Origin of the sequence: Micromonospora sp. NPDC050695, from assembly GCF_040654415.1 — a bacterium.
GTDB lineage: Bacteria > Actinomycetota > Actinomycetes > Mycobacteriales > Micromonosporaceae > Micromonospora.
Genome location: NZ_JBFAHZ010000001.1, coordinates 1 through 25588, shown reverse-complemented (window position 1 = coordinate 25588; position 25588 = coordinate 1). Strand labels below are relative to the sequence as shown.

Genomic DNA, 25588 nt, shown 5'->3' with positions numbered 1-25588 from the left:
CACGTGAGCCTAGTCTCCCCGGCCACCGGCGGACCGGAGGCGTCACGTGCGCGAGGATGGTCGACATGCGCATCGTGGTTCTGGCCGGCGGCATCGGCGGCGCCCGGTTCCTGCTCGGCGTCCGGGCGTACGCCCGCGAGGTCGGCGCCGAGGTGACCGCCGTCGTCAACGTCGGCGACGACCTGTGGCTGCACGGGTTGAAGATCTGTCCCGACCTGGACAGCGTCATGTACACCCTCGGCGGCGGCGCCGACCCCGAGCGGGGCTGGGGCCGGGTCGGGGAGAGCTGGACGGTCAAGACGGAGCTGGCCGCGTACGGGGCGGAGCCGACCTGGTTCGGCCTCGGCGACAAGGACATCGCCACCCACCTGGTCCGCAGCACCATGCTCAACGCCGGTTACCCACTCAGCGCGGTCACCGAGGCGCTGTCGACCCGCTGGGAGCCGGGCGTACGCCTGCTGCCGGCCACCGACGACCGCCTGGAGACCCACGCGGTGGTCGAGGACGACCAGGGCCAGCGGGCGATCCACTTCCAGGAGTGGTGGGTGCGGTACCGGGCCGACATCCTGACCCACCGTTTCGTCTTCGTCGGCGCGGAGACGGCCAAGCCGGCGCCGGGGGTGCTGGACGCCATCGGTACGGCCGATCTGGTGCTGATCGCACCGAGCAACCCGGTGGTGAGCGTCGCGCCGGTGCTGGCCGTTCCGGGCCTGCGCGAGGCGGTGGCCGACGCGCCCGCGCCGGTGGTGGGTGTCTCGCCGATCATCGGTGGCGCGCCCGTCCGGGGGATGGCCGACCGTTGCCTGGCCGTGCTCGGTGTCGAGTGCAGCGCGGCGGGGGTGGGCCGGCTCTACGGCGGCCGGCCGGCCGGTGGCCTGCTGGACGGATGGCTGGTGGCCGAGGAGGACGCGGGCACGGTGGTGCCGGAGGTGACGGTCCGCGCGGTGCCGTTGCGGATGACCGACGAGGCGGCGACGGCGGCGATGGTCCGCGCCGCGGTGGTGTTGACGTGAGGCTGGAGATCCTGCCGGTGCTGGGCATCGGCCACGTGACCGAGGGGGACGACCTGGCGGCGTTGATCGCGACCGCCGCGCCCTGGCTGCACGACGGTGATGTGCTGGTGGTCACCAGCAAGATCGTGTCGAAGGCGGAGGGGCGGCTGGTCGACGTTCCGGCGGACGGTCCCGAGCGCCTCGCCGCCCGGGACGAGGTGCTGGCCGCCGAGACGGCGCGGGTCGTCGCCAGCCGGGGGCCGACCCGGATCGTGCAGACGCATCACGGCTTCGTGATGGCCTCCGCCGGCATCGACGCGTCGAACGTGGACAAGACGCGGCTGGTGTTGCTCCCGGTGGACCCGGACGCGTCGGCCCGCGCGCTGCGCGCCGCGCTGCGGGAGCACTACGGCCTGGACGTCGCCGTGATCATCACCGACACCATGGGTCGGCCCTGGCGCAACGGGCTCACCGACGTGGCGCTCGGGGTGGCGGGGATGCCGGCCATCCGCGACCACCGGGGCGAGGTCGACCCGTACGGTAACGAGCTGCAACTGACCCAGATGGCCGTGGTGGACGAGCTGGCCGGCGCCGGTGAGCTGATCAAGGGCAAGTGTGACCAGGTCCCGGTCGCGGTGGTCCGCGGATACCTGTCCGCCACCGGCCCGGACGACGGCGGTGGCGCGCGGGTGCTGGTCCGCGACGCCGCGCAGGACCTGTTCTCGCTCGGCACCGCCGAGGCCCGGTCGGCCGGCCTGACCGACGCCGTCACGTTGACCGACGGTCCCGGCCCGACGCCGGCCGATCCGGCGGCCACGCGACGGGCGATCGAGGCGGTTGCCGGCGTGGTCGCGCCCGGCACGGTCTTCACCCTGGTCGACGAATCGGAGGTACGCGCCGGCCTGATCGCCGACGTTCCCGGCTGGCCGGACAGCGCCACCGCCCTGGTGCTCGGCGCACCGCCGGCCCCGGTGGACCCGATGGACCTGGTCCGCTTCGGCGCCGACCTGCACCGCCTGCGCGTCGCCCTGGCCGCCGAGGGCATCGGGTCGACCCTGCTCCCCCCGCCCTCCGGCAGCACGGCGAGCGCCGCGCTCGCCCTGTGACCGCCGGGCCGGGCCGGCCCGGCGTCGCGGCCGGACGCGGCGGCCCGGCGTCGCGGCGGCCCGGCGTCGCGGCGGCCCGGCGTCGCGGCGGCCCGGCCTCGCGGCAGGGCTGACCGGGGTCAGGCGTCGAGCATGGCCCGGCCGAGCGGGGTCAACGTGTGCAGCACCGTGTTGCGTTCGCGGTGACTGACGAGCAGACCGGCGTTGCGCAGCACGGTGGCGTGCTGACTCGCCGCCGCCGGTGAGATGTTGAGCCGACGGGCCACCTCCCCGGTGGTGCAGCCGTCGTCGCTGGCCTGCAACACCGCCGCCCGGGTGCGCCCGAGCAGCGCGGCGAGCGAGTCCCGGCCGGCACCCGGCGCGGCCGTCCCGACGCGGTCGGTCGGGGCCAACCCGCCCAGCCGGTCCACCGGATAGACGAGCACCGGCGGTAGCGCCGGATCGAGCAGGGCGACCGGGGTGGCCGCGCAAAAGAACGACGGCACCAGCAACAGTCCCCGGCCGTCCAGGTGCAGCTCCCGGCTGTGCGGGTAGGCGCGAACCTCGAGGACCCCACCCTCCCAGCGCATCGCCGGCCGGAGGCTGGTCAGCAACCCCTCCACCCCGCCGTCGAGCAGCGCCCGGGCGCGGCGGTTCCGGTCCGCCGCCACCGCCGCCTGGATCCGGTTCCAGTACGGGCTGATCGCCAGCGACCGGTACTGCTCCATCGACTCGGTGAGGTGGTACAGCGCCGCCACGTCACCCCGGGCCAGCGCGGCGGCCGACGCCGGCAGCGGCGTCTCGGCGGCCAGCACGCCCAGGTCACGTTGCAGCAGCCCGACGGGCGTGCTGTGGATCGCGTCCAGTCCGGCCTCGAGGCCGTCGACGCTGGCGTACGGGGTGAGGAAGTCGGGAAAGTAGCCACGCGGCGGGTTCAGCGCGAAGAGCAGTCTGAGCTGCTCGGAGGCAGCATCCTGGCGCAGCTCCCGGCTCACCGTGCGTCGCCACGTCGACGTCAGTGGGTCGCGGTTGCGGCTCTGCAACGCGTGCAGGCTGAGGACCAGCTCCCAGACCGGGTCCGCCGCCGGGGCCACCCGGGTCCGGAGGATGTCCTCGCCAGAAAAGTGGATTTTCAGCATGGGGCGCTCCCGTGTCGCCGGCAGGGGGATGCCGAGTGACCGTTCGACTCTACCCGGCCGGCAGTTATCTCCATCTTTAAGCCTGGGCTGAAAAAGCTCGACGTCTCCCGTGCCGGTTCGGCATGCTTCCAGTGCCCGAGCACGGTGCCGGTACGTCATGGACGCATCCGGCGCCTGGGCACCGGGACCGGGGAGGACCCGTGATCGGGCGGCACCACGAGGGTCTGCGGCCCTTGCTCCGCAGAGGTGCCGTCCGATCATCCCGCCGCCGCATCGTCGCCCCGCTCAGCCCACCCACAGCGCGACCCGGTGGTCCTCGTCCGTGACGTAGAAGAACCGCCCGTCCAGCGTGGCCAGCCCCTCGACGTGGTGGAACGGCGCCAGGTCCGCCACCACCTCCCCGTCGAGCCGGTACGTGTCCGGCACCGCGCCGCCCGACTCGACCGCAGGCAGCCGGAACCGGACGTGCCGCGACCGGACGTCACCCCCGCCCGGGTGGTCGTCGAGCAGCACCGAACCCTTGCCCAACGCGTCGATCGACCCGATCACGGCGTCGTACCCGCCGTCGACGGTCGGTGTGATCGCCCGGAACCCGGTCAACACGCCCGGCGGGGTCACCCCGGCCACCGCGTACGCTCGCAGCGCCCGAGGCCACGCCGGCTCCGCCGCGAACATGCCCGGCACGTCGGCCACCTCCACCACGATCGGCTCACCGGCCCCGCTGACCGGGTAGCGCAGCCCGAGCAGCGCCGTCCCCGCCGGGGTGAAGGCCGCCGCCTCCACGTTCAAGGGCAGGTCGTCCGGTGCCAGCCGGCTCACCCAGCTCTTCGCCCGGGCGGTCCCCCGGGCCAGGGTCTCCACGATGAACCGGTCCCGCACCCGCTCCCCCGGCGGCAGCAGACTCAGCGGCGCCGCGGCGAGGGCGTCGTTGACCGCCCGGTGCAGCCGAACCGGTTGCGCACCACCTGCACCGGCAGCACCCCGGACGCCGCGTCGGCCTCCCGGAACCGGGCCACGAAGGCACGTCGGGGGCGCAGCGGGCCGGCCTTGGACCCGAAGTGGGAGCCGAAGACGTACACCCAGCCGTCGTGGTGGGCGAGCGCCTCGCCATCCTCGGTGCGGCCGTTCTCCAATCCGGCGTCGGCCAGGACGTGCCGTGCCGTCCACTCGCCGTCGTCCAACTCCAGCAGCAGGGCCAGGCAACGCTCCACCGGCCCCTCGTCCAGCACCGTCCAGAAGCCCCGCCGGGCGCCGTACGCGCGCAGCAGCTCGGCCGAACGCACCGGCAGCAGGTCGCTGGCCTCGTTACCGGCCACCACGAATTCAACGAGTCGCAGGGTCACCGCGCCAGGGTACGGAGCACACGCTCGTACAGTGGCGAGGTGCCCGACACCGTGCTCACCGGACCCCCCGCCCACCCGACCGACCCCGAGACGTACGCCGCGCTGCACGCCGACGCGACCGCGCTGCTCGGCGACTGGCAGCCCACCAGCCTGGACGCCGCCGCAGCACGCGACAGGACCCTGGGACTGCTCGCCGCCGGTCCGGTCGCGATGAGCCGGCAGCACCGTCCCGGTCATCTCACCGCCAGCACGCTGATCCTGGACTCGACCGGCTCGCGGGTGCTGCTCTGCCTGCACGGCAAGTTCGGCATGTGGGTGCAGCTCGGCGGCCACTGCGAGCCGACCGACGACACCCTGGTCGGCGCGGCCCTACGGGAGGCCACCGAGGAATCTGGGATCGACGGCCTGCGCATCGACCCGGTGCCGATCGACGTGGACGTGCACACGGTGGCCTGCCAGGGCGGCTCCCTGCACTTCGACGTCCGGTTCGCCGTACTCACGCCGCCCGGCGCGGTGGAACAGGTCAGCGACGAGGCCGAGGCGCTGGGGTGGTTCCCGCCGGACGCGCTGCCCGAGCCGCTGGCCAGCGGGACCGCGCAACTCGTCGCGCCGGCCCTCGCGGCCCTCAGACGTAGCCCTCTTCGCCTCGCTCCTTGAGGTCGTCGACCAGGGCCTTGACGTCCTGGGCCCGGTCACGGGGGCAGACCAGCACCGCGTCCGGAGTGTCCACCACGATCAGGTCCCGCAGACCGAGCACCGCCACCAACCGGCCGGACTGCGGCACGACCACCAGGTTGGCGCTGTCCCGCAGCAGCACACCCGGCTTGGCATCGGTGCCCAGCACCACGTTGCCCGCCTCGTCGGCCGGCAGGACGTCGCCGAGGGTGTGGAAGTCTCCGACGTCGTTCCAGCCGAAATCGCCCGGCACGGTGGCCACCCGACCCGCGGTGGCAGCGCCCTCCATGACCGCGTAGTCGACGGAGATCTTCGGCAGGGTCGGCCAGATCGCCCCGAGCACCTCGTCCTGCTCGGGGGTGCCCCACGCGGCGGCGATGGCGGTGACACCGGCGTGCAGGGCCGGCTGCTGCCGGGCCAGTTCGGCGAGGAACACGTCCACCCGCCACACGAACATGCTCGCGTTCCACAGGTGTCGTCCGGAACGGACGTACGCCTCGGCGACCTCGGCGGCCGGCTTCTCCTTGAACTCGGCCACCGGCCGCCACGGCGTGCCGTCGGTCTCCTCGCCGGTCTCCAGGTAGCCGTAGCCGGTCTCCGGTCGGGTCGGGGTGATCCCGACCGTCATCAACATGCCCCGCTCGGCGCCGCGGGCGGCTTCCCGAACCGTGCGCACCCAGCTCTCCGGGTCACCGATCAGGTGGTCGGCGGCGAAGCTACCCATCACCGCCTCCGGCTCCCGCAGCGCGATCACCGCCGCGGCCAGCGCGATCGCCGCGCAGGAGTCCCGGGGGGACGGCTCGACGAGGATGTTCTCCTCGGGCAGACCGGTCAGCTGCCGGGCCACTGCCGCGACGTGCGCGGCGCCGGTGACCACAAGGGTCCGCTCGACGGTGGTCAACGGCGCGAGCCGGGCCACCGTCGCCTGGAGCAGCGAGGCGTTGGTGCCGGTCAGCGGGTGGAGGAACTTGGGGTGGCCGGCGCGGGACAACGGCCACAACCTCGTGCCGCTGCCACCTGCCGGGATGACCGCATAGAGCATCCGCACATCATGCCCGACAGAGTTCCGCCCGGTGGTCGGGTCGCCCCCGGAGCCCCCGACGGTCACGACCGGGCGCGGCTCCACGCGGCGATGTGCACCTCCGCGCTGGACTCCCAGGTGAACTCCTTGGCCCGGTCGAAACCGGCCTTCGCCAGCGACAACCGGCGCTGCTCGTCGTCCAGCAGGGCCGCCAGGTCGGTGCCGATCTGCTCCGCGTCCTCCGAGGTGTACGCCACCGCGTCGCCGCCCACCTCGGGCAGCGACAGCCGGGGCGTGGTGAGTACCGGGGCGGCACATGCCATCGCCTCGAGGATCGGCAGGCCGAACCCCTCCCCGTACGACGGGTAGGCGGCGACCAGCGCGCCACCGAGGAAGCCGGGCAGGTCGGCGTAGCGCAGGTAGCCGGGGCGCAGCAGGCGCAGGTGCGACGGGACCTCGGCCACCGCCCGGTCGATGTCGTCGTCGTGCCCCTGGCCACCGGCGATCACCAGTGCCGGCGGGTCGGCCCGGTCGGCCACCGCGCGGGCCCAACCACGGATCAGGTTGGGGACGTTCTTGCGGGGCTCCTTGGCACCGAGGAAGGCGACGTAGCTGCTGTTGCCCAGCCCCAGCCGGGCGCGAACCCGGGCCTTCTCCTCCTCGCTGGGCGCGTGGAAGGCGGAGTGGTCGACACCGTGGTAGGCCACGTCGATGCGGGTCGGGTCGGCGTCGAGCAGCCGGATCAGCTCGTCCCGGGTGGCCTTGCTGGGCACGATCACCCGGTCCGCTCGACGCAGCGAGGTCTTGATGGCACTGCGGAAGAACGTCCGGCGCGACTTGTCGTAGTGCTCCGGCTCGGTGAAGAACGTCGCGTCGTGCACGGTGACCGTAACCGGGCAACCGGCCCGCAGCGGGCAGGTGTAGAAGGGCGAGTGCAGCACGTGCGCGCCCACCTGCTGGGCGAGCAGCGGCAGGCCGGTCTGCTCCCAGGCGAGCCGCGCCGGACGGTGCGCCACGGCGGCCGGCGCCGGGATGATCTCCGCGCCGGGCAGCATCCGGGTGTACCGCTCCAGGTCGGTGCGGAGGCTGACCACGGCCAACTCCACCCCCGACCCGCACACCTTGCCGAGGGCACCGAGCAGACCGTCGACGTATCGACCGACACCACCACGGTCGGCGGGGACACTCGTGGCGTCGATGAGCACGCGGGGCGGGCGACCGGCGGTCACGGGGCGACTCCTTGCACTGGCGGGTCTGTGGGGAACAACACTCCGGGGGTAAAGCCTACGCCGGAGTACGGGGCCGACGCTGACTGCGACCCGACCGTACGCCGACTTGTCATCGTCTTCGAGTACGGCCCACAGGGGCGTATCGTTCGCGCCGATGGCCGACAACATTGCCCGGGTTTTCGCCGACGCGATCGCGAGTGACCCGACCCGACCGCTGCTGACCTGGTACGACGACGCCAGCGGCGACCGCACCGAACTGTCCGGGGCCACGCTGGCGAACTGGGTGGCGAAGACCGCCAATCTCCTCGTCGACGAGGTCGGCCTCGCGCCGGGCACACCGGCCGGCGTGCTGCTGCCGCCGCACTGGCAGACCGCGGCGGTGCTGCTGGGGTGTTGGTCGGCCACGTTGAGCGTCACCGACACGCCGGGCGAGGTGGAGGTGCTGTTCGCCGCCGTCGACCGGTTCGACGAGGCGCAGTCCTGGTCGGCCGACGAGCGGTACGCCCTGGGGCTGGCCCCGCTCGCCGCTCCGCTACGCCAGGTGCCGCCCGGGTTCGCCGACTACGTGGTCGAGGTACGCCGGCACGGCGACCACTTCACCCCGCAGGCCGGGCCCGGTCCCGCCGACGCGCACCTGCTGGCCCGCGCGGAGGCTCGCGCCGCGGAGCTGGGCATCGAGCCCGGCGCTCGTGTGCTCGTCGACGCCGACCGCTACCCCGATCCGGTGGATTGGCTGCTGGCCCCGCTCACCCGGGCCGCCACCGTCGTCCTCTGCGCGAACCTCGACCAGAACCGCCTGGCCAGCCGCCAGGCCACGGAAAAAGTCACCCACACCCTCCCGTAGCCCCACTCCGGCGCCCGGTTGGGCGTCCGGCGCCGTCGAGGCCGGTGGGTGTGTCCGCGCCCTTTGCACTGCTTCAGGGGACGCACCACCAACGGGCCCAACCTGTTGCGCCCGTTGAAGCAGAGCAGAGGGTGGTGGCGGCACCTGGCCGGGACCTCGCGGAGCCTGGGCCCGCGAGCGAGCGAGTGGGCGAGTGGGCCGCCGGCAGGATCTGTCAGGCGGGCGTGTTGTCGGTGGTCCGGCGTTGGGCGAAGGCGGCGAAGGACGCCAGGGACTCGGGGTTGGCCAGGGCACCCTTGGCGGCGGCCCGATCGACCGGGACGCCGGTCAGGATCTTCTTGACCGGGACCTCCAGCTTCTTCGCCGACAGGGTGCGCGGCACCGCACGAACCTGGTGGATCTCGTCGGGTACGTGCCGGGGCGACAGCGCGGTCCGCAACTCCCGGCAGATCTTCGCGCGCAGCGGGTCGTCCAGCTCCAGGCCGTCGGCCAGCACCACGAAGAGCAACAGCTCGCCGGCGCCGCCCTCGTCGTCCTCCAGGTGCACGACCACCGAGTCGACGACCTCGTCCAGCCCCTCGACCACCGAGTAGAACTCCGCGGTGCCCAGCCGCACCCCGCCCCGGTTGAGGGTGGCGTCGGAGCGCCCGGTGATCACGCAACCGCCCCGGGAGTTGATGGTGATCCAGTCGCCGTGCCGCCAGACGCCCGGATAGACGTCGAAGTAGGCCTCGCGGTAGCGCCTGCCGTCCGGGTCGTTCCAGAAGCCCACCGGCATGCTCGGCATCGGCTCGGTGATCACCAGCTCGCCCAGCTCGCCGATGACCGGCGTGCCGTCGGCGGACCGGGCCTCCACCTTCGCGCCCAACGCCCGACAGGCGATCTCACCGGCGTACACGGGCAGCAGCGGCACCCCACCGACGAAACCGGTGCACACGTCGGTGCCGCCGGAGAGCGACTGGAGCTGCACGCGGTCGCTGACGGTCTCGTACACCCATCGGAAGCCCTCGGCGGGCAGCGGCGCGCCGGTGGAACCGACACCGCGCAGCGCGGACAGGTCGGCGATGTCCCGGGGCACCAGCCCGGCCTTGCGGCAGGCCAGCAGGTACGGCGCCGAGGTGCCGAAGTACGTCGTCCCGGTCTCCGCCGCCAGGCGCCACAACCCACCCAGGTCAGGGTGGCCCGGGTTGCCGTCGAAGAGCACGATGGCCGCGCCGACCGCCGGGCCGGACACCAGGAAGTTCCACATCATCCAGCCGGTGGTGGTGAACCAGAAGAACCGGTCGGACGGGCCCAGGTCGTGGTGCAGGGCGAGCATCTTCAGGTGCTCCAGCAGGATGCCGCCGTGGCCGTGCACGATCGGCTTGGGCAGCCCGGTGGTGCCCGAGGAGTACAGCACGTACAGCGGGTGGTCGAACGGCACCGGCGTGAACGTCAACGGCTCGTCGGTCGGCGCGGCCAGCTCGGCCCAGTCGAGTACGCCCTCCGGCGCGGCCCCGGGGTCGAGGTAGGCGATGCTGACGGTGTGCCGCAGCGACGGCAGGGCGGCCCGGATCGCGGCGACCTCGGCCCGGCGGTCCACCGGCTTGTCGCCGTACCGGTAGCCGTCCACGGCGACCAGCACGGTCGGCTCGATCTGCTGCCACCGGTCGGTGACACTGCGGGTGCCGAACTCCGGCGCGCAGGACGAGAAGATCGCCCCCAGGCTGGCCGTGGCGAGCAGCAGCACGTACGTCTCGGGAATGTTCGGGGCGTACGCCGCGACCCGGTCCCCGGCGGTGACGCCGAGCCGGCGCAGCCCGGCCGACACCCGGCGGACCTGCTCACGCAGTTCGGCGGCGGTCAGAGTGACCGGTGCCCGGGTCTGACCGTGCGCGATCACCACCGGGTCGTCGTCGGCGCGACCCGGCATCCGCAGCACGTTCTCGGCGTAGTTGAGCGTGGCGCCGGGGAACCAGCGGGCCCCGGGCATGCCCCGCTCGGCGAGGGTGGCGGTCGGCGGGGTGTGCGCGATCACCTCGAAGTGGTCCCAGATCGAGCGCCAGAACCCGTCCAGGTCGGTGACCGACCAGTGCCACAGCGCGTCGTAGTCCGCGAAGTCCAGCCCGCGGTGCTCGCGCAGCCAGCGCAGGTAGTCGCCGATCCGGGACCGCTCCAGTACGTCCGCCGGCGGCGCCCACAGCATGTCACCCACTGGTCCACCCTCCCCTGGCCCGGCACGACACTGTGAACGGGCCGTGGCGCCATCTTGCCCTACCTCGAAGCGCCATTCTGCGCACCGGGTGCACCGACCGACGCGTGCCCGGCCCACACTCCACCCGGCCAACCCATGTGGTTCAGCCGGCGCGGTGGGCCTGGATGGCGCGGCGGCGGGCCAGCCGGTGCTCGCGGCGGATCTCCGCCTCCCGGTACCGGCGCTCGTCCTCCGGCGTCTCCGGCAGCACCGGGCGGACGACCCGTGGCGCGCCGCCGACGTCCACGCCGACGAAGACCAGGTACGCGGTGGCCACCCGCACCGGCGCGTCCTCGGCCGAGTCCCACCGCTCGGCAACCACCCGTACGCCCACCTCCATCGAGGTCTGCCCGGTCCAGTTCACCTGTGCGTGCGCGTGCACCAGGTCACCGACCCGGACCGCCTCGGAGAAGACGATCTCGTCGATCGCCGCGGTGACCGCCGTACCTCCGCTGTGGCGGGCCGCCGCCGCGCCCGCCACGTCGTCGACGAACTTCATCAGGACCCCGCCGTGCACGGTGCCGTAGAGGTTCACGTCGGCGGCGGTCATGATCTTGCTGAGGGTGACGCGGGAGTACGACGTCGGCTTGCCGGTCGGAGCGGCGGAGAGGTGCTCGGTCATGCCGGAAACGGTACGGTGCGCGGATGCGACATCTCTGGAGCTTCCTCGCCGGGCTGGTGGTGGCGCCCATCACCTGGTTGCTGGTCACACTGGGGCAGGACGGGTCGAGCCGGACGGTCGACCGCTGGGTGGAGATCGGCACGTTCAACACCGCCAACCTGATCGAGCCGGCCGTCTACCTCGGTGTTGGCGGTGTTCTGCTGGGTCTGCTCGGCACGCTGCGCTTCTCGCCGCTGGGTCCGCTGGTCGCCGGGCTGCTGCTGGTCACCCCGTATGTCGGGATGTTCGTCGCGCCGTTCGAGGTGCGCGACGCGGTCCCGCAGGGATGGAAGGTGTTGGGCGACCCGCTGCCGCTGCGGCTGCCGGTGGAGAACGGCACGCTCTTCCTGCTCGGCATGCTGCTGCTGATGGCGACGTTCAGCGGGCAGCGCTGGCGGCGGTGGCCGCAGCCGGTAGCCGTTCCCGCTGAGACGCCGGTCCCGGCGCCCTCGGACGGCCCCCGCGGCGACAACTTCACCCTGACCGACTGGCCGCCCGCCGAGCCTGCTGAGCGGGACACCGCTCCGCTCACCCTGGGTTACCCGGCCGACCCGACGCCGACCGAGCCGCTGCCGCGCCGGGTGGGCGGCGAGTCGCCCTGGTCAGCGCCACCGCGCGGGCAGTCGCGGCCCGAGGACACCACCGAGATCCGCTGATCGTCGGGCGGGCCGGGGAACCGGCCCGCCCCTAGGCGGCGTCATCAAGGGCTCGTGGTGTCGGATGATGGAGCGCGTGGTCCGTCGCTACGAGTTGTCCGACGTCGAGCAGGAAGCGCTGTCCAGGTACCTGCCGTCGGCGAAGAGGGCATGGTTGTGCATCTTCGAGGTCACGGCCTAGAGGACAAGGCTCACCTGGCGATACGCGTGATCTGATTCCGTGGCCGTCACAGTAGCCGTTAGTAGACGCATCCCCTGCTCGTAGAGGATGTAGTCCCGCTTGGCGCCCCTGACAGTCGTGACGGTATTCGCAAAAGCGTTGATGTACCTGTCTCGCGTGAGGGCATCATTCAGCACGTCCTCGATGGGTTCGTGGTTGAGGTCGACGGCGACCACCGCCGGGCCGATCTCCTTGAGCTTCAGCATGTCCTGTGTGAGCATGTGCCATACCTCAGCAAAACCTGGGTCGGTGGCACGTGCGCCAAAGTATCGCAACGGAAAGCAGTGGCCGTTGATCAGGCCCATCTGACGGCCACCCAGGTCTACCTGCGTGATCATATATCCCTTGTCCGCCAGCAACCATGGCTCCCCGTCAGGGCCGGTGCCAGTCAAACCGGGATTGGGGAACTGCCTGTACACCCCGTTGCCGAGCGGAAATCGGGAGAGGACCGCCAGCGTAAGGCTGGCGTCTTCGGCTAGGTGCGAGGCGCTGGTCGGAAACGACAGCACGTGCGGATACCCCGCTTGGCGCGCCAGGTAGTGCGGCTGACTCTCGAAACGCCCGTGGTAGTCGTGAGCCTCCTGAAGGCAGACCACATCGGGGCCATGCCGCCGCAGTACCGATGCATAGTAGTCCGGCGAGGGGATTGCGCCATGCTGATGGGATGCGCCGAGAATCCCGCCCCCCATGTTCCAGGTCGCGAGCTTTATGAGGGATGCGGGTTTCACGGCTTCGCCCATTCGTGTAGAGGAGGTGAGACCTGCTCCATGCCCCGATCTCGAATTGCCGGCCATCCGCTTTTCGACCTCTTCGACACTGGACACGTGCAGCGTGATTGCGGCCTGCATTCGAATCGTCAAAATGCGAGATCACACCAAGGGGGGATCCGCGTCGGAATGCAGGACCGTCACGAAGTTCTGCGAAATCACAAATATTCAGGATGCTATCCCAGGGGCGGTCGAGCGTCAAGAATGGAGATCACATCCACCTGTGGTCACTCGAAACAGCCGCGAGACCATCTACGTCGCGGTGTTGCTACCCGCCGAGCAGGCCCAACCGCCAAGCTACGCGACCGCACCGGCTGCAGATAGCACATCCGGAGCCGCCCACATCCCAGCCGGGACGTCACGTTCCGTAAGGACCTCCACAAGCCGCGGACAGGCATCGGACCCGCCGTCCTTACTGCCCTGCCCGACACTTCAAGCCGCTGCCCCGCACGAACGACGAGGCCAACCACCGCCCAGGCCAACCGTGCCACACGACATCATCGCCACCGTGACCAGCGCTTATCCCATTACGCATTGACCCTGGCGAGGTTCGCAGTGGGCGTTGTAGGATCGACAAGCGGGTCAGATACGACGTTTGGGAGTGTTGCCGGCTGTGGGTTCGTCAAGCCCTATGCCAGCGGGCTTCGATACCAGGTTTGTCCTGCCGGGTCAATGAAGCCTGCCGATCGACACCCACGTCACACTGAGTAAACGGTGACAGTTGAGGCGATGGAAAGGCTTCCGGGCCGACACAGTTAAAAATGGCGTGTAAACAAAAACGGGGAAGTGCTGTTCATGCCTAAGCAAACTGAATCCGACGTAGAAGTGATCGTGACCTGGCGGGGAAACTATCGCAGCCCTAACGGAGTAAATCCCAAGGCGGGTCGCGTTAACCTGAAAGCCGACGATCGTCTGGAATTTGGCATATCAAGCCGCACCGGGGAATTCCAACTCAATGTTGCACCAGGTTTCGGGGCGTTCGAGGTTTCAGACAGCCATCTCCTCCTCTCGAATTTCACCGCGTGCTCGACTTTTGTCATCGAGAACCTGGAGGGGGGTGCGGAGCTGATCAAAGCCCGCCCCCGGCGATTGGGCATGGTAATTCCATTTGAAATGTCTCGCATTCTAATTCCATCAGATTCAGGAATTACCGAACTTACTGTTTTTGCTCCGCCGCCGACCATGCTTACACCTGAGCGGGCCGCTACAGCGGTCGAATCGAACATGTTCAAGCTGGACACGACAAGCAAGTACTTCGCTGTGCTCGCTGCGCTCTGTGAGCCTCGATTGCGCGGTTCATCCATGGCGGCAGTGCCCTCCGTGCACGAGGTGGTCGAGAGGCTGAAGTGCACTGACCAGTTCAGAGGAGCAAACCGCAGCAGCATCAACTATCACGTCGAATATCTCGCCGATCAGAAGCTACCGATCAGCCGTTGGGCCAAGTATGTGGACGGAGGCCGTATGCACTCCAAGCGTGAAGCATTGGTCGCATTCGCCCTCAGGTTCGACCTGGTCCGCGAGGAACACCTTTCCCTGCTTCCTGGCGTCGTTCGTGATGAACCGCTGACGGAGTCGGCGGAAAATTTCGCGTTCTGCGACTGAGACACGAAGGAACGGGGCCCAGTGCTGGGCACACCTGTGCGGAGGGGCCATGCCGCCGCAGCATCTTGCTCACCCCGCTGGGTGTGTAGTTGGCGTGCCACGTCCGTGTGATCAGCACGCCGATCCGTGCCAGCTTCCAGCACTGGTCCCCCTCGTTCCACCCCCGGTTGTGGGAGGTGAGGTGTCGCGACAGAGTGGCGGAACGATCCCTGCTCCAGTCACGTGCCGGTGTTCCGGGACCGGCTGCACGAGGAGCGCGCTCCAGCGCCTGGGCGCCGACACGGCGCCGGTATACCTGAGCTGTGGAGACTGGCCACGGTTAACGCATCGGCTCTGTATACCCCGCAAGGGGAATCGAGCCCTCAGGGCACGTCGGCGATCGCAGGTGGGTCATCGAGCGGACCACGACCTAGCTCACCGGGTACTGCCGGTCAACCACCTGCGAACGCCATACCCGCACACCAACTTGACCCTTCTTGGCCTCACCTCAGCCCATCTGCCGTCACGTCATCTGAACGGCTGGAGTTCCAGGAGGGCCTCAATAGTATTGTCGTCGCAGGTCTCCCAGAAGCCGCCCACAACATCTTCGAGGTGGTCCATCGAGTCCGCCTCGAACAGGGTTTTCTGGTAGGTCGAGATGTCATAATCGACGTCGGCCAGGCTCTTCAGATCCAACGGACGGATGTCAGCGCCGCGAAAGTGGTTCAGTTCTCCGTATGAAGAAACGATCGTAGCACCGTATGCCTTGGTCGTTCCCTGCTGTCGGATCAGTCCGCACTCAAGAGTAAACCAGAACACCTTGGCAATGAACTGCAGCGCCGCCTCACTTTCGGCTCGCGCGGCCGCCTCTCCAGCCAGGCGGTATAGACGGGCGAACCGCTTATCCCCCAGAACATTTCCGTGCCCGACAACATCGTGCAACATATCCGGGTCGGCAGTGTAGAAGGGCGTGCTAGGGTGCCTCAGGTATTGTGTGGAGTGGAAGACCGAACCTGCCAGGCCGTTGCAGAAATCTCGAAAAGGAACGAGCGCGGGTGCCGACCTGAACCGAAAGCCGGAAAGCGAATCGATACGTCTGCTGATGTCTCGCAGCTGCGGAATCCGTTCCCGTGGAACTGCGAGACCTTCCGCGGCTTCAAGGTACTCGTTCGAGGCGTCCGTGCGGTGGCGCGCGGCGAGTTTTTCGCACACCAGACGCCAGACCTCGTGCTCCTCCTCCGTGTACTTGATCGTGGGGATCGGATCATCCGGACCACAGCGATCCGCCAAGGTCGCTATTTCGGCACGTCGCGCGACATAGTACGGGTCGGAGGTCTCTATTGATTGTTCCTGCACGTACTTCTCAGCTCCTTAACACGGTTTATTCGAGCTCAAATATGAATCCGTTAGTCAACCCCTGCACCCGGTGCGTCTTCACCAGCCGCCAGCCGGCCTCGGGAAAGACGCCTTCCCAATCCTCCATCGTCGGCAGATAGACGCCCATGAGGTCGTGTCCGACTTCGAAGCCCAGGTTGAACATCGGGAATCGGTGGTCGGGCAGATCGGTCAACCGAGCGGTGTCCGCCAGTAGGAATCGGCGCGCGTTCGGAAATACCTCACGAAGTTTCCGGAAGGAGGAGATGCACTCCTCGCGCGGCCAGAAGTCGTGCGCCATCATGAAGCTGGTAACGAGATCGACGTCGACGAGTTCGGGACGAGGCTCGAGCGCGCGAGCATCTGCGATGCCGAACGAGATGCGATCGCCGAGCCCGGCCTCCACGGTGGAGGCCTCGGCGGCCTCCAGCGAACGGGCGGCGATGTCGAGCCCGATGCCCTGGACTCCGGCATGGCGTCGGGCGATCTGCCGCAGTCGTTCACCGCTGCCGCAACCGAGATCGGCAACCTTGGTGAAGGGGAAATCCAGACTCTCCATCACCGACCAGAAGAGAGGATCAAAGACCTCCGCATTGATTTCGCGGCAGGCATAACTGATCGCCGGCGCGTCTCGGGTGTAGAAGTCGCCGACGCGGTTGGCATTCTTCATGACCGTGGGCATCGCCGTAAACAAAGGCGCGCTACCGCGGCTGAGCCAATGAAAGAATGACTTAGTCTGGAACACTTCGTCAAACAATGAGCCAGGGAGGATGGTGTCGCCATCACGCTCGACGACGCCGACGCTGGCCAGCGCGGTGAACATGCCCCTCACCGACTGGACATGCAGGTCATGCTGCTCGGAGAAGTCGCGCGTATCGAGCTTGCCCTTCTCGCTCAGCTCATCGAGTGCGCCGATCTCCCATCCTGCGGCGATTGCCCAGGACGCGACTGCCGAGTTGAAGATGTCAGCCGCAGACTGCGAGGCGGCTCTGCGGTCTGCTTCCAGTTCAAGAGGATTCATTGTACGGCCTTCCCGTCACGCGATTAGAGAGAGTTTTGCCCGTCGCCTGGGTCCAGCGTTGTCTAGACCGGGCGGCGATCTAGAGAGGCGGGGAGGTTAGAAATGTGGCTCTTTTCCAGAAATCTAACGTGCCGTTCGTTTGCTTCGTCCCACGCCGGCGAGACAGTGAGAACCATCTCCATGGTTCCGAAATAGTAGATGCGCGTTTTCGGTGGAATGACGACCAGATCCATGGCGCTCACATCCAGGGCTTCGTCGTTGAGATAGAAGGTGCCAGAGCCGCTGATGATGTAAAGCGTGTACGTGCTCTTCAGGTTGTAGAACTCTTCAAAGTGACCTTCCGCGACACGGACATGGGCGACAGTCACAGAAGAATCGACCAGTCCGTATACGCTCAGGTCGACGCCGTGCTTGCTGAAGCGTGCGGCTGCCTCAGTTGTGTATTTGTATTGAGTCACGGCTTTGTGCTCCCGGCCTGGGGTCACAGCCAGCGGAGGAGCTGGGTCAGCTCCGCGCGCAGCTGTTGGACGGAGGGCCGCGCGACGTAGACTTGTCCGACTCCGCCCTTCTCGCTTACCGGGGTCGTGCGATAAACATTCGTCGAGTCCCGCACCGTGGGCCCTTGCAGGACGAGTGTGGCCGTCGGCCCGTCGTGCGAACGTGCGATGCTGTGGAGGACCCTGTGGTCAAGGTGGTAAATCGTGCCCGCCGGGACGATGGATTCGCACATCTGGGCCAACTGCCCGGTTCCCATGGGTTCCAGCGAGAAGAACTGGTCCGCCCGAACCGGGGTGTACTTGTAGTGGTGGTACTCCTCGCCGGGGGCGATCATGTACTCGCGGGCGTTGTACTCGCCGAGCAGCAGGGCGGTCGTGAAGTCCCAGCGATGCGAGTGGATGTCTTCCCTCGGCGGGCGATCCGACTCCGACTGTGGATGCCATACATGGAGGCGAAGCTTCCAGGCATTCTCGTCGCCGACCGCCAGAACAAGCTTGAGAAAGCTGTTGGCGTGATAATATGACCGCGCTGCGATCTCGGCGAGTTGACCGTCGTCCGATAGCGTCTGATCTATCAGATACCGCATCTCGTCGTGTTTGGCGAGGCTGCGGACCACTGCCCCGGCTCGCTCGGAGAGCTTGCCGTCGCCAAGGTGACCTGTCGTTTCCAGGTGGTCGCGCACCTCAGGCAGTAGCGTTCGCGCAAAGAGCTGTGCCATTAATCAGATCCTTCGTGCGATCGTCGGTTCCCATACGGGTTTGTCCAGTAACTGCCGCTCCCGGCCTGGCGGCTCCCCCGCGGCAGGCCGCAAAGGGAGCGCACTTAGATTTAGGCGAGCGGCGCGTCGGCCTCGCCCCAGCCGGGCTGGTGGGTAGCCGGACGACATCTCGGTCGGCAATTCTGAGTTTCACTTCACGGGCTATCACGGCCACGAGAAGGAGCCCAAAACTGGGTTTGCTCCGACGGGAGCTAGGTCGGATTGAACGTCTCCATGTGTGGCAGCCAATCTCTATCGCAGCTAGGTCATCTCCTGCCGGTTTGTGCGAGGCCCTGAGCGGGGGCATTTCTTTGACTGTATGGAACTGCACACTAGCGACCCTCCGGCGGCAGGCGTACTGACATCAGTCAGGGCGATGGTGCTCCTCGTGGGGTGTGCGGGATCAGCGGCCGGGAGTGTGGGCGTTTACCTGGGCGTACTTCCACAGCTGAGACCGCTTCTCTAAACGGGAGGTGGCCCCGGACAGGGCAAATTGCATAGTCGGCAGCCGAGGTGCTGACCAGGAACTTCGAGGCGATTCCGGCCTCTGTGGAGACGTCGGCGCATGAGGCGGCGCCTATGATCATCGAGTTGCGGCGGTTCACGACCCGACGAGGACCCGATGTCACCTTCTCGCACACCCGCACTCGTCGTAGCCGCACCCGCCTCCGTCGCTGACGCGCCGCCAGTCACCGACGGGAAACACGACGGCCTAGCGCCGTCCTGACCCGGCTGGCTGGGTATCAGCACCCCTGCCGAGGTGAGCAGGCCGAGGCGGTACCACAGGACGGGATCGGCGGTTTCAGCCTATGTCTGCCCCCAACCCGGGGAGGGCTTCATGCACGGCTCGGTAGGCTCATGGCAAAGGTATCGAGTAGTTCCGCCGGCGCATTGAGGAATTGTTGGTGTGGGCCGTTGAGGAGCACGAACTTCGTGTCCCCGCAGGCCGCCCACCCGCCCATGCTCCGATGATCGACCTCGATGTCCTCGCTCCATCCGATCGTAACGATCGGCGTCATCAGCCGCTGAGGATTCGGCATGACGTACCGTTTGTTGGTGGCGATGTCCTCTTCGAGAATGTCCAGGTAGACGTCGCTGAGCTCGGGGATCGGGGTGCCGCCCATCGCTATGGTCATCTTGTCCAGCTCGTCGTTCAACTCGGAGCGGTTCATCACGAGCCATCGCCCGGTCGGGCCGTCCTGCGGTGCGACCTGCGACGAAATGAACAGGGAGCTCGGCGTCGGCCATCCGCGCCGCTCGATCTCTGCAGATACCTCATACGCCGCGAGCGCTGAACCGCAGTGGCCGAAAAACCCATAGGGGACGTCGAGGTAGGGCTCGACGACGTCCGCCAGCGCCGCCGCCATCTCCTGGTAGGTGGCGAAGATCGGCTCGTTGAACCGGTTCTCCCGGCCCGGCGGTTGCAGGCGGCAGAAGTCGATTCCCTGATAGGACTCCGGCCAATTCCGGTACATCATCGCCCCGCAGCCGGAGTAGGGGATGCAGAACAGGCGCGCCGACGCGTCGGCCAGCGGCACACGCGGCAACCACTTGTTCGGTTTCAGTCTCGCGTTGACATCGTTCATCGCAGGTCCTCCGAGATGGCGTCGGTCACGAGCCTCATGGCAAACGTGTCGAGGAAGTGCCCGCCCTCGATGACGTTCATGACGAACGGACCGGTGGTTTCCTTGCCCCACGGCTCGATTTGCTGCGGCGTGGATTCTTCGTCGTCCACGCCGGCGAAGGCTGTGATCGGGATGTCGAGCAGCACGTCGGGTTGATACGTGTGCGTACTGAGCACGGTCAGGTCAGCGCGCAGGGTGGCCACGATTCCCGCCAACAGTTCGGGATCGTCGAGGAACTGGGCCGGTGTCCCTCCCAGCCTCTGCATGTACTGCACCAGGCCCTCGTCCGGGCCGTCCCAGCCGCGCACCTCGCGATCAAGGCTCGGCGCCGAGCTCGCCGAGACGTACAGCGCACGCAGCATCGGCAGCTCTCTCTCGCGCAGGGCATGTGCAAGCTGCCACCCGACCCGCGCACCCATGCTTGCCCCGAAGACGGCGACCGGCCGGTCCAACAGCGGCTCGACGGCATCGACGAGGCCGTCGACCAACTCGTCCATGGCGTGGAACGGCGGTTCGTCGATCCGGTTGGCACGGCCGGGCAGCTGCACCGCGATCGGATCGATCGACGGTGGCAGCAGCCGCGGCCACTCGCGGAACATCGCTGCGTTGCCGCCCGCGTGGTGTAGGCACAGCAGCGTGGTCGCCTCAGCTGCCGGGCTTTGAAATCGCTTGAACCAGCGATGTCCGTCGGACATGGAACCTCTTACCTTCCGGTCTTCCTCAGATACGGCGTGCCGTGATCGGCAGATGCTTGTAACCGGACACGAACGTCGAGCGCATCCGTACCGGAGTGCCAGCGAGCTCAAACCGGTGGTATGTGGTCAGCAGTTCTTCGAAGAGGATCTTCAGGGTGGTGCGGGCGAGCGAGTGGCCGACGCAGTAGTGCGGTCCCATCCCGAACGAGAGGTGCCGGTTCGGCTTGCGGCGCAGCTGGAACGTGTCGGGATCGGGAAACGCGTCCGGGTCTCGGTTCGCCGATCCGAACCAGACGACGAGCGGGTCGCCCTCCTGGACAACGGTTCCCCGCACCTCGACGTCCCTGGTGGCATGGCGCATGAAGTAGTTCACGGGCGCCGCGAGCCGCAGGGCCTCCTCGACCGCCGACCCGGTGACACTGATGTCGGCGGCCCACTCGTCGAGCAGCCCGTCCCCGATGTGCTCGGACATGACGTAGTTGGGCGAGTGCGGCGTTGTCACCGACGCGCCGAGCAGCACGCTGTAGCAGTTGGACATGACCTCGCCGGGTGCCATCGGGCGACCGTCCACCTGGGTGGTCATCAAGATACTGATGAGGTCGTCTCCGAGCTTGCGCCTGCGCTCGCGGTAGACCTCTTGGAAGTAGGCGAACAGCTCCCGGTGTGCGTTGTCCACCGTCGCCACGGCATCGCCGCTGCCGGCGTCCAGATAGTCGGGATCGCTGCCCGCGATCGATGCGTTGAGCAGGTGGCACAGCCGCGGCCAGTCCTCCCGGGGCAGGTCCATCGCGACGCCGGCCACCGCCACGGGGAGCATGAGCATGGCCTGGGCGAAGTCGAACGAACCGCCGTCACCGAGCGGCGCGAACAGCTCGCGCACCAGACCCTGGATCGCCGCGTGCTGGGCCTCCAGCGACTTGGGCGTAAGCGCCCTCTGCAGCCTGGCGCGCATTCCGGTGTGTCGCGGAGGGTCGGTCACCGGAATCTGACGGCCGCCCGCGGGGTCCTGGCTACCCAGGGTGTCGAGCATCGTTCCGCGTTCAGATGTGAACGTCTCGTGGTCGCGCAGGACACGGTCAGCGTCGTCATACTTGACCACGGACCAGAAGCCGCGGCGCTCGTCCACCTGCTGCCAGGTGAGCCGATCAAGGCCGCGCAAGTTGGCCCAGGTGGCACGGTAGTCACCGTCGCTGAACAGCACTGGGTCGGCGGGACCAAACGCCGCCGTGTGACTCACCGGGCATCTGCCCACCAGGCGGGCAGGCGTCTCCTCCAGATCGGTCATCTTCGTCACGCCTTTCCGACCTCGGCCGCAGCGAGATCCAGCCTCTGCGAGACCTCTTCGGCCAAAGCCTCGATGGTGGGATTCAGGAACAGGGTGCGCGCGGACATGGCCACCGTGAATCGACTCTCCAGTGCGGCCAGCAGTTCGGCCGCGAGCAGTGAGTGCCCGCCCAGTTCGAAGAAGTCGTCGGTGATGCCGATCGGCTCGATCTCGAGGGCGTCACTCCAGATCTCCGCCAGCTTCCTCTGGAGATCGTTGGAGGGCTCGACGTATTCGTTCCAGACGTTGCGCGGCATCTTGGCCGCGGGCAGGGCCGAGCGATCGACCTTGCCATTCGGGTTCAGTGGGATGTCTGTGACGGGGAAGATCCCCCATGGGACGAGGTGCGCGGGCAGTTTCTTGTGCAGGTAGTCGCGCAACTCGTTGCCCAGAGTGCTCGCTTCGTCCGCCAGGAGTTCCCCGACGGCAACGGTGGCGATGAGCCGGGCGTCGCCCGCACCGTCGGTGTGAGCGAGCACCACAGCCCGCTGCACCTTCGGATGGGACATCAGTTCCATCTCCACCGTGCTCGGCTCGACGCGGTAGCCGCGGATCTTGAGCTGTCGGTCGGCACGGCCCAGGAAGTCGAGGTCGCCGGAGTCGTCGACGACCACGAGATCGCCGGTCCGGTACATTCGGGCGCCGGGACTGGAGGGGTCGATGTCGGCGACGAACTTCTCCGCGGTGGCCACCGGCCTGCGCAGGTAGCCCGTGGCGACTCCGGGGCCGCCGACCCAGAGCTCGCCGACCTCGCCCGGCTTCACCGGCCGGAGCGCGTCGTCGAGGATCATGGTCGTAGTGCCTTCAATGGCCCGCCCGATCGACACCCGGGGACCACTGGGTGGCGTTCGTGACGTCCAGCAGGTCGTGTACGTCGTGTTCTCCGTCGGGCCGTAGCCGTTGGTGAAGATGAGGTGCGGGTGTGCTTCCATGAGCTGCCGGACGTGCGACGGCGACAGGACGTCTCCGCCGGCGAGGAGGTGGCGGACCCCACCGAGGCCGTCGAGATGGTGGTCGACGATCTTGTGGAAGAGCCCGGTCGTGAGCCACAGAACGGTGATGCCCTCGTTCTGTACCGTGGCGATGAGCTCGCCGAAATCGGCGTGGCCGGTGCTGGCCAGCGCGAGCCGGTTGCCGCGGATCAGCGGGGTCCAGATCTCGAAGGTGGAGACGTCGAACCCGACGCGGGTGAGCTGGAGGAAGACGTCCTGGGGCTGGACATCGATCCAATCGGGCTTGTTGATCAGCCGGAAGACCGCGCGGTGCGGCACCACGACGCCCTTGGGCTCGCCCGTGGACCCCGAGGTGTAGCAGACGTACATGGGGGTGTCCGCCGTGATCGGCGTCTCGTCGGCCGGCTCCGGCGAGAACCGGTCGGCGGTCTCGTCGTCGACGCACAGGATCTGGCCGATCTCCGGGACCGCGTCCGCAGTCTCGCCGCTGACGACGGCGAACCGGGCGGCGGAGTCCGCCAAGATGCGACGCCGCAGGTCGGGCGATTCGGTCGGGTCGAGATAGAGGTACGCCCCGCCGGCCTTCAGGATGGCCAGCAGCGTTGTGATGAGCGGCAATGACCGGCCGAGAACGACAGCGACGACGGACCCGCCGCCCACGCCTGCCGAACGCAGTCGGGCGGCCAGCGACTCAGCCTGCGTGTCCAGTTCCTCGTAGGTCAACGCGGTCCCTGCGTGGTTGACCGCCACATTGTGGGGCGTACGCCTGGCCTGGTCGGCAACCATGTCGTGGATGAGCGCTACCGGGTCGTGCTCAGGCGCGGTGCCTCGGGCACTCGCCGGCCGGATGTCGGACCACGTTGATTCGATGAATGCGTGGCACTCTTCGCGAGAGCCGGTCTGCCGTGCTTCCCGCCAACCGGTCGGGTACTCCAGCTTCGACGGCCACAACGAGTACTGTTCCTCGTCATTGACCAGGACCACAAACGTGCCGTTGGGATTGTCAAATTCGTTCAAGTTGGGACACCTTCCTCTGTGAGTCCTGCCTGCGGCCAAATATGGTCAGCACACGGTATGCACCCACCCGAACTCATCTGGAATGCGTCCGTACTGAATGCCGATCAACGCTTCGCGGAGCCGCATGGTGACCGGTCCGGGGCGGCCGTCGCCGATCGTCCATCCGCCATTGGCGCCGCGCACCTGTCCAACTGGCGCGATGACTGCTGCGGTCCCGCAGGCGAAGACCTCGGTGGTATTGCCGGTTTCACACTGTTTGCGCCACTGATCTACCGAAATGCGCCCCTCCTCGCAACCGAGGCCGAGTCTTTCGGCGAGCTGGAGCAGCGAGTTCCGCGTCACCCCCGGCAGTAGCGTTCCGGTCAACGCAGGTGTCATGAGCGTCTGAGAGTCACCGGCACCCTGGACGAAGCAGAGGTTCATCCCGCCCATCTCCTCGACCCACGTGTGCTCGACCGCATCCAGCCAGACGACCTGGTCGCAGCCGTTCTTCACAGCGTTTCGCTGAGCCAGGAACGCCGCGGCGTAATTGCCGCCGGTCTTCGCGGCACCGGTTCCGCCGGGCGAGGCGCGGCTGTATTCCTCGGACAGCCAGACGGACAGCGCAGACGGCCCGGTGCGTCCGTTGAAGGGCCCGGATACCGGGCTCGCGAAGACACAGAACAGATAGCTGTCGGACGGAAGCGTGAACCCCAGCGTCGGCTGGGTCGCGATCATCATCGGCCGCAGATACAGGCTGTTGCCCTCGCCGTCCGGCACCCATTCGCGGTCCTGCCGGACGAGCAGTTCAACGGCGCGGACAAACGTCTCCCGCGGGATCTCCGGCATCGCCATCCGACGGGCGGAAGCGTTGAAACGGGAGGCGTTGCGCTCCGGCCGGAAGAGGGCGATGGACCCACCTGCGTGGCGGTACGCCTTCATCCCCTCGAAGATCTCCTGCCCATAGTGGAAGACCGACGCCGACGGCAGCAGGGAGATGGGCTGAAAGGCCTCCACCCGTCCGTCGTGCCACCCGCGCTCCTCATCCCAGCGCAGAGTGATCATGTGATCGGTGAACACCTGACCGAACGCAGCGGTGTCGACCGCCGCTCGGCGCTCCGCCTCGGGCATCGGCTTCCGATTAGGCCTGATCTCGAAATCGACTATGGCTACTGCCCTCCTTCAGTAGTTCGGGTGAAAACGCTTCCTCCGACCCGAGAGCCGTCCAGGTCCGGCGTCGCGGGTATAGCGCTGACCGCCGATGCGCCGGAATCGCGTTACCTGCTGCCCTGTTCCGCGGACCGCTCGCAAAGCGCGGCCGACCCAGGTTCGGCCTCGCGCGAGGACGCGAACTTGAACAGCAACTCACAGGCGCTGCCTATTCGAAGGTGGACCCTCGCGCGTCAACGGACTCTGGATCAGCAGTGCATGGCCACCCGCCAGAAGAAAGCCGGTGTCCTCGTCGTCGTCGGCGACTCAAGAACTCCACGAAATGCTTGGAGTCAAGTCGAGTTGGAAGCTTCTCCACTGTCAGGCTGTGACGTGCCGGGCGTGAACACGAGGTCTCCCAGGTAAGGCGAAGGATGATGAGCAGGCATCCTTTAGGGATGGACGAAGGGAATCGTGGATCAGACTGAACGGTGCTCTAGCGGTCGGTCGCCATGAACTGAAGGGTGAGGCTATGCCACCGCCCGGACGCGTACGTACTGGCACTAGTCAGGGAGACTCCGTCGGAGGCCTTGTACCCGCAGCTCATTCGCCATGTCAGCACCTCAGGCCCAGCGAGTGCCTGGATCGTCCCTGACCTCCGCTATTCAGAGTAGATAGCGGGTATCGAGGGTGATCAAGGAAAGGTGCACCCGACCTGCAAGGATGTGGTTGTCTACGCCATGTCCTTTG

At 67.8% G+C, this 25588-nt stretch carries 22 protein-coding genes and 1 pseudogene; 6 read left to right on the top strand and 17 right to left on the bottom strand.

What is annotated here, in order from left to right; all coding sequences use genetic code 11:
• Positions 1 to 65 precede the first annotated feature (65 nt).
• Both cofD and AB0H52_RS00110 read left to right on the top strand, forming a co-directional pair.
• On the top strand, positions 66 to 1013 hold the full coding sequence (gene cofD, locus AB0H52_RS00115; RefSeq protein WP_357944189.1) for a 2-phospho-L-lactate transferase: 948 nt from the start codon (positions 66 to 68) through the stop codon (positions 1011 to 1013).
• A complete protein-coding gene (locus AB0H52_RS00110) occupies positions 1010 to 2098 on the top strand; it encodes a coenzyme F420-0:L-glutamate ligase (RefSeq protein ID WP_278124133.1) in 1089 nt (362 codons plus the stop codon). Before cofD ends, AB0H52_RS00110 begins: the two co-directional genes overlap by 4 nt.
• 119 nt (positions 2099 to 2217) lie before the next feature.
• Here the strand turns inward: AB0H52_RS00110 and AB0H52_RS00105 are convergent, their stop codons facing one another.
• Together AB0H52_RS00105 and AB0H52_RS00100 are read right to left on the bottom strand one after the other, a co-directional pair.
• Complete coding sequence (locus AB0H52_RS00105; protein ID WP_151492279.1) at positions 2218 to 3216, bottom strand: winged helix-turn-helix domain-containing protein; 999 nt, start codon at positions 3214 to 3216, stop codon at positions 2218 to 2220.
• Between the two features lie 285 nt (positions 3217 to 3501).
• Positions 3502 to 4559 (bottom strand): annotated as a pseudogene (locus AB0H52_RS00100) (hypothetical protein).
• Positions 4560 to 4598: 39 nt separating this feature from the next.
• On the opposite strand from AB0H52_RS00100, the gene AB0H52_RS00095 reads away from it, so the two are divergent.
• On the top strand, positions 4599 to 5216 hold the full coding sequence (locus AB0H52_RS00095) for an NUDIX hydrolase (RefSeq protein WP_278124139.1): 618 nt from the start codon (positions 4599 to 4601) through the stop codon (positions 5214 to 5216).
• Here the strand turns inward: AB0H52_RS00095 and AB0H52_RS00090 are convergent.
• Positions 5185 to 6276 (bottom strand): sugar phosphate nucleotidyltransferase, encoded by a 1092-nt coding sequence (locus tag AB0H52_RS00090; protein ID WP_151492282.1) that lies wholly within the window; start codon positions 6274 to 6276, stop codon positions 5185 to 5187. The two genes, AB0H52_RS00095 and AB0H52_RS00090, sit on opposite strands and share 32 nt — an antisense overlap.
• Positions 6277 to 6338: 62 nt before the next feature.
• Positions 6339 to 7484, bottom strand: coding sequence for a glycosyltransferase family 1 protein (locus AB0H52_RS00085; protein WP_151492283.1), 1146 nt, complete (start codon positions 7482 to 7484; stop codon positions 6339 to 6341).
• A 154-nt stretch (positions 7485 to 7638) separates the two neighbouring features.
• Between AB0H52_RS00085 and AB0H52_RS00080 the strand changes: the two genes are divergently transcribed.
• Entirely contained in the window at positions 7639 to 8328 is a 690-nt protein-coding gene (locus tag AB0H52_RS00080) for a TIGR03089 family protein (RefSeq protein ID WP_151492284.1), read from the top strand.
• Positions 8329 to 8542: 214 nt separating this feature from the next.
• On the opposite strand, the gene AB0H52_RS00075 is transcribed toward AB0H52_RS00080, so the two are convergent.
• Both AB0H52_RS00075 and AB0H52_RS00070 read right to left on the bottom strand, forming a co-directional pair.
• Complete coding sequence (locus AB0H52_RS00075; RefSeq protein ID WP_357944182.1) at positions 8543 to 10522, bottom strand: acetoacetate--CoA ligase; 1980 nt, start codon at positions 10520 to 10522, stop codon at positions 8543 to 8545.
• Between the two features lie 142 nt (positions 10523 to 10664).
• Positions 10665 to 11183, bottom strand: coding sequence for a hotdog domain-containing protein (locus tag AB0H52_RS00070; RefSeq protein WP_151492286.1), 519 nt, complete (start codon positions 11181 to 11183; stop codon positions 10665 to 10667).
• A 23-nt stretch (positions 11184 to 11206) separates the two neighbouring features.
• On the opposite strand from AB0H52_RS00070, the gene AB0H52_RS00065 reads away from it, so the two are divergent.
• On the top strand, positions 11207 to 11878 hold the full coding sequence (locus AB0H52_RS00065; protein WP_151492287.1) for a hypothetical protein: 672 nt from the start codon (positions 11207 to 11209) through the stop codon (positions 11876 to 11878).
• A gap of 177 nt (positions 11879 to 12055) precedes the next feature.
• On the opposite strand, the gene AB0H52_RS00060 is transcribed toward AB0H52_RS00065, so the two are convergent.
• A complete protein-coding gene (locus tag AB0H52_RS00060; protein ID WP_357944177.1) occupies positions 12056 to 12946 on the bottom strand; it encodes an endonuclease/exonuclease/phosphatase family protein in 891 nt (296 codons plus the stop codon).
• 705 nt (positions 12947 to 13651) lie between these two features.
• On the opposite strand from AB0H52_RS00060, the gene AB0H52_RS00055 reads away from it, so the two are divergent.
• Positions 13652 to 14467, top strand: coding sequence for a hypothetical protein (locus AB0H52_RS00055; RefSeq protein WP_357944174.1), 816 nt, complete (start codon positions 13652 to 13654; stop codon positions 14465 to 14467).
• On the opposite strand, the gene AB0H52_RS00050 is transcribed toward AB0H52_RS00055, so the two are convergent.
• The 10 genes from AB0H52_RS00050 to AB0H52_RS00005 form a co-directional block, all read right to left on the bottom strand.
• Positions 14364 to 14660 carry a winged helix-turn-helix domain-containing protein gene (locus AB0H52_RS00050; protein ID WP_225854341.1) on the bottom strand — a complete coding sequence of 99 codons (297 nt, stop codon included), beginning with the start codon at positions 14658 to 14660 and terminating at the stop codon, positions 14364 to 14366. The two genes, AB0H52_RS00055 and AB0H52_RS00050, sit on opposite strands and share 104 nt — an antisense overlap.
• A 314-nt stretch (positions 14661 to 14974) precedes the next feature.
• Positions 14975 to 15802 (bottom strand): phenylalanine 4-monooxygenase, encoded by an 828-nt coding sequence (locus tag AB0H52_RS00045; protein WP_357944171.1) that lies wholly within the window; start codon positions 15800 to 15802, stop codon positions 14975 to 14977.
• Between the two features lie 25 nt (positions 15803 to 15827).
• Positions 15828 to 16841, bottom strand: coding sequence for a class I SAM-dependent methyltransferase (locus tag AB0H52_RS00040; RefSeq protein WP_151489333.1), 1014 nt, complete (start codon positions 16839 to 16841; stop codon positions 15828 to 15830).
• 62 nt (positions 16842 to 16903) lie between these two features.
• Positions 16904 to 17299 carry a cupin domain-containing protein gene (locus AB0H52_RS00035; RefSeq protein WP_151489334.1) on the bottom strand — a complete coding sequence of 132 codons (396 nt, stop codon included), beginning with the start codon at positions 17297 to 17299 and terminating at the stop codon, positions 16904 to 16906.
• A 23-nt stretch (positions 17300 to 17322) separates the two neighbouring features.
• Positions 17323 to 18057 (bottom strand): hypothetical protein, encoded by a 735-nt coding sequence (locus AB0H52_RS00030; protein ID WP_192580212.1) that lies wholly within the window; start codon positions 18055 to 18057, stop codon positions 17323 to 17325.
• A gap of 875 nt (positions 18058 to 18932) precedes the next feature.
• Complete coding sequence (locus AB0H52_RS00025) at positions 18933 to 19682, bottom strand: thioesterase domain-containing protein (protein ID WP_357944166.1); 750 nt, start codon at positions 19680 to 19682, stop codon at positions 18933 to 18935.
• Positions 19679 to 20416, bottom strand: a complete 738-nt coding sequence (locus AB0H52_RS00020) for an alpha/beta fold hydrolase (RefSeq protein ID WP_151489336.1) — start codon at positions 20414 to 20416, stop codon at positions 19679 to 19681. The genes AB0H52_RS00025 and AB0H52_RS00020 overlap by 4 nt, the downstream gene beginning before the upstream one ends.
• A gap of 25 nt (positions 20417 to 20441) precedes the next feature.
• On the bottom strand, positions 20442 to 21701 hold the full coding sequence (locus tag AB0H52_RS00015; protein ID WP_151489337.1) for a cytochrome P450: 1260 nt from the start codon (positions 21699 to 21701) through the stop codon (positions 20442 to 20444).
• A 5-nt stretch (positions 21702 to 21706) separates the two neighbouring features.
• Positions 21707 to 23749: an amino acid adenylation domain-containing protein gene (locus AB0H52_RS00010; protein WP_357944163.1), complete on the bottom strand. Its 2043-nt coding sequence runs from the start codon at positions 23747 to 23749 to the stop codon at positions 21707 to 21709.
• Between the two features lie 6 nt (positions 23750 to 23755).
• Complete coding sequence (locus tag AB0H52_RS00005) at positions 23756 to 24856, bottom strand: branched-chain amino acid aminotransferase (RefSeq protein WP_225854343.1); 1101 nt, start codon at positions 24854 to 24856, stop codon at positions 23756 to 23758.
• Between the last annotated feature and the right edge of the window lie 732 nt (positions 24857 to 25588).

Coding starts and splice junctions, on each gene's coding strand:
- AB0H52_RS00105 (WP_151492279.1), bottom strand. CDS start 3,216: ATGCTGAAAATCCACTTTTCTGGCGAGGACATCCTCCGGACCCGGGTG.
- AB0H52_RS00025 (WP_357944166.1), bottom strand. CDS start 19,682: ATGAACGATGTCAACGCGAGACTGAAACCGAACAAGTGGTTGCCGCGT.
- AB0H52_RS00065 (WP_151492287.1), top strand. CDS start 11,207: ATGCGACATCTCTGGAGCTTCCTCGCCGGGCTGGTGGTGGCGCCCATC.
- AB0H52_RS00020 (WP_151489336.1), bottom strand. CDS start 20,416: ATGTCCGACGGACATCGCTGGTTCAAGCGATTTCAAAGCCCGGCAGCT.
- AB0H52_RS00060 (WP_357944177.1), bottom strand. CDS start 12,946: ATGCAGGCCGCAATCACGCTGCACGTGTCCAGTGTCGAAGAGGTCGAA.
- AB0H52_RS00030 (WP_192580212.1), bottom strand. CDS start 18,057: ATGGCACAGCTCTTTGCGCGAACGCTACTGCCTGAGGTGCGCGACCAC.
- AB0H52_RS00040 (WP_151489333.1), bottom strand. CDS start 16,841: ATGAATCCTCTTGAACTGGAAGCAGACCGCAGAGCCGCCTCGCAGTCT.
- AB0H52_RS00080 (WP_151492284.1), top strand. CDS start 7,639: ATGGCCGACAACATTGCCCGGGTTTTCGCCGACGCGATCGCGAGTGAC.
- cofD (WP_357944189.1), top strand. CDS start 66: ATGCGCATCGTGGTTCTGGCCGGCGGCATCGGCGGCGCCCGGTTCCTG.
- AB0H52_RS00090 (WP_151492282.1), bottom strand. CDS start 6,276: ATGCTCTATGCGGTCATCCCGGCAGGTGGCAGCGGCACGAGGTTGTGG.
- AB0H52_RS00015 (WP_151489337.1), bottom strand. CDS start 21,701: ATGACCGATCTGGAGGAGACGCCTGCCCGCCTGGTGGGCAGATGCCCG.
- AB0H52_RS00070 (WP_151492286.1), bottom strand. CDS start 11,183: ATGACCGAGCACCTCTCCGCCGCTCCGACCGGCAAGCCGACGTCGTAC.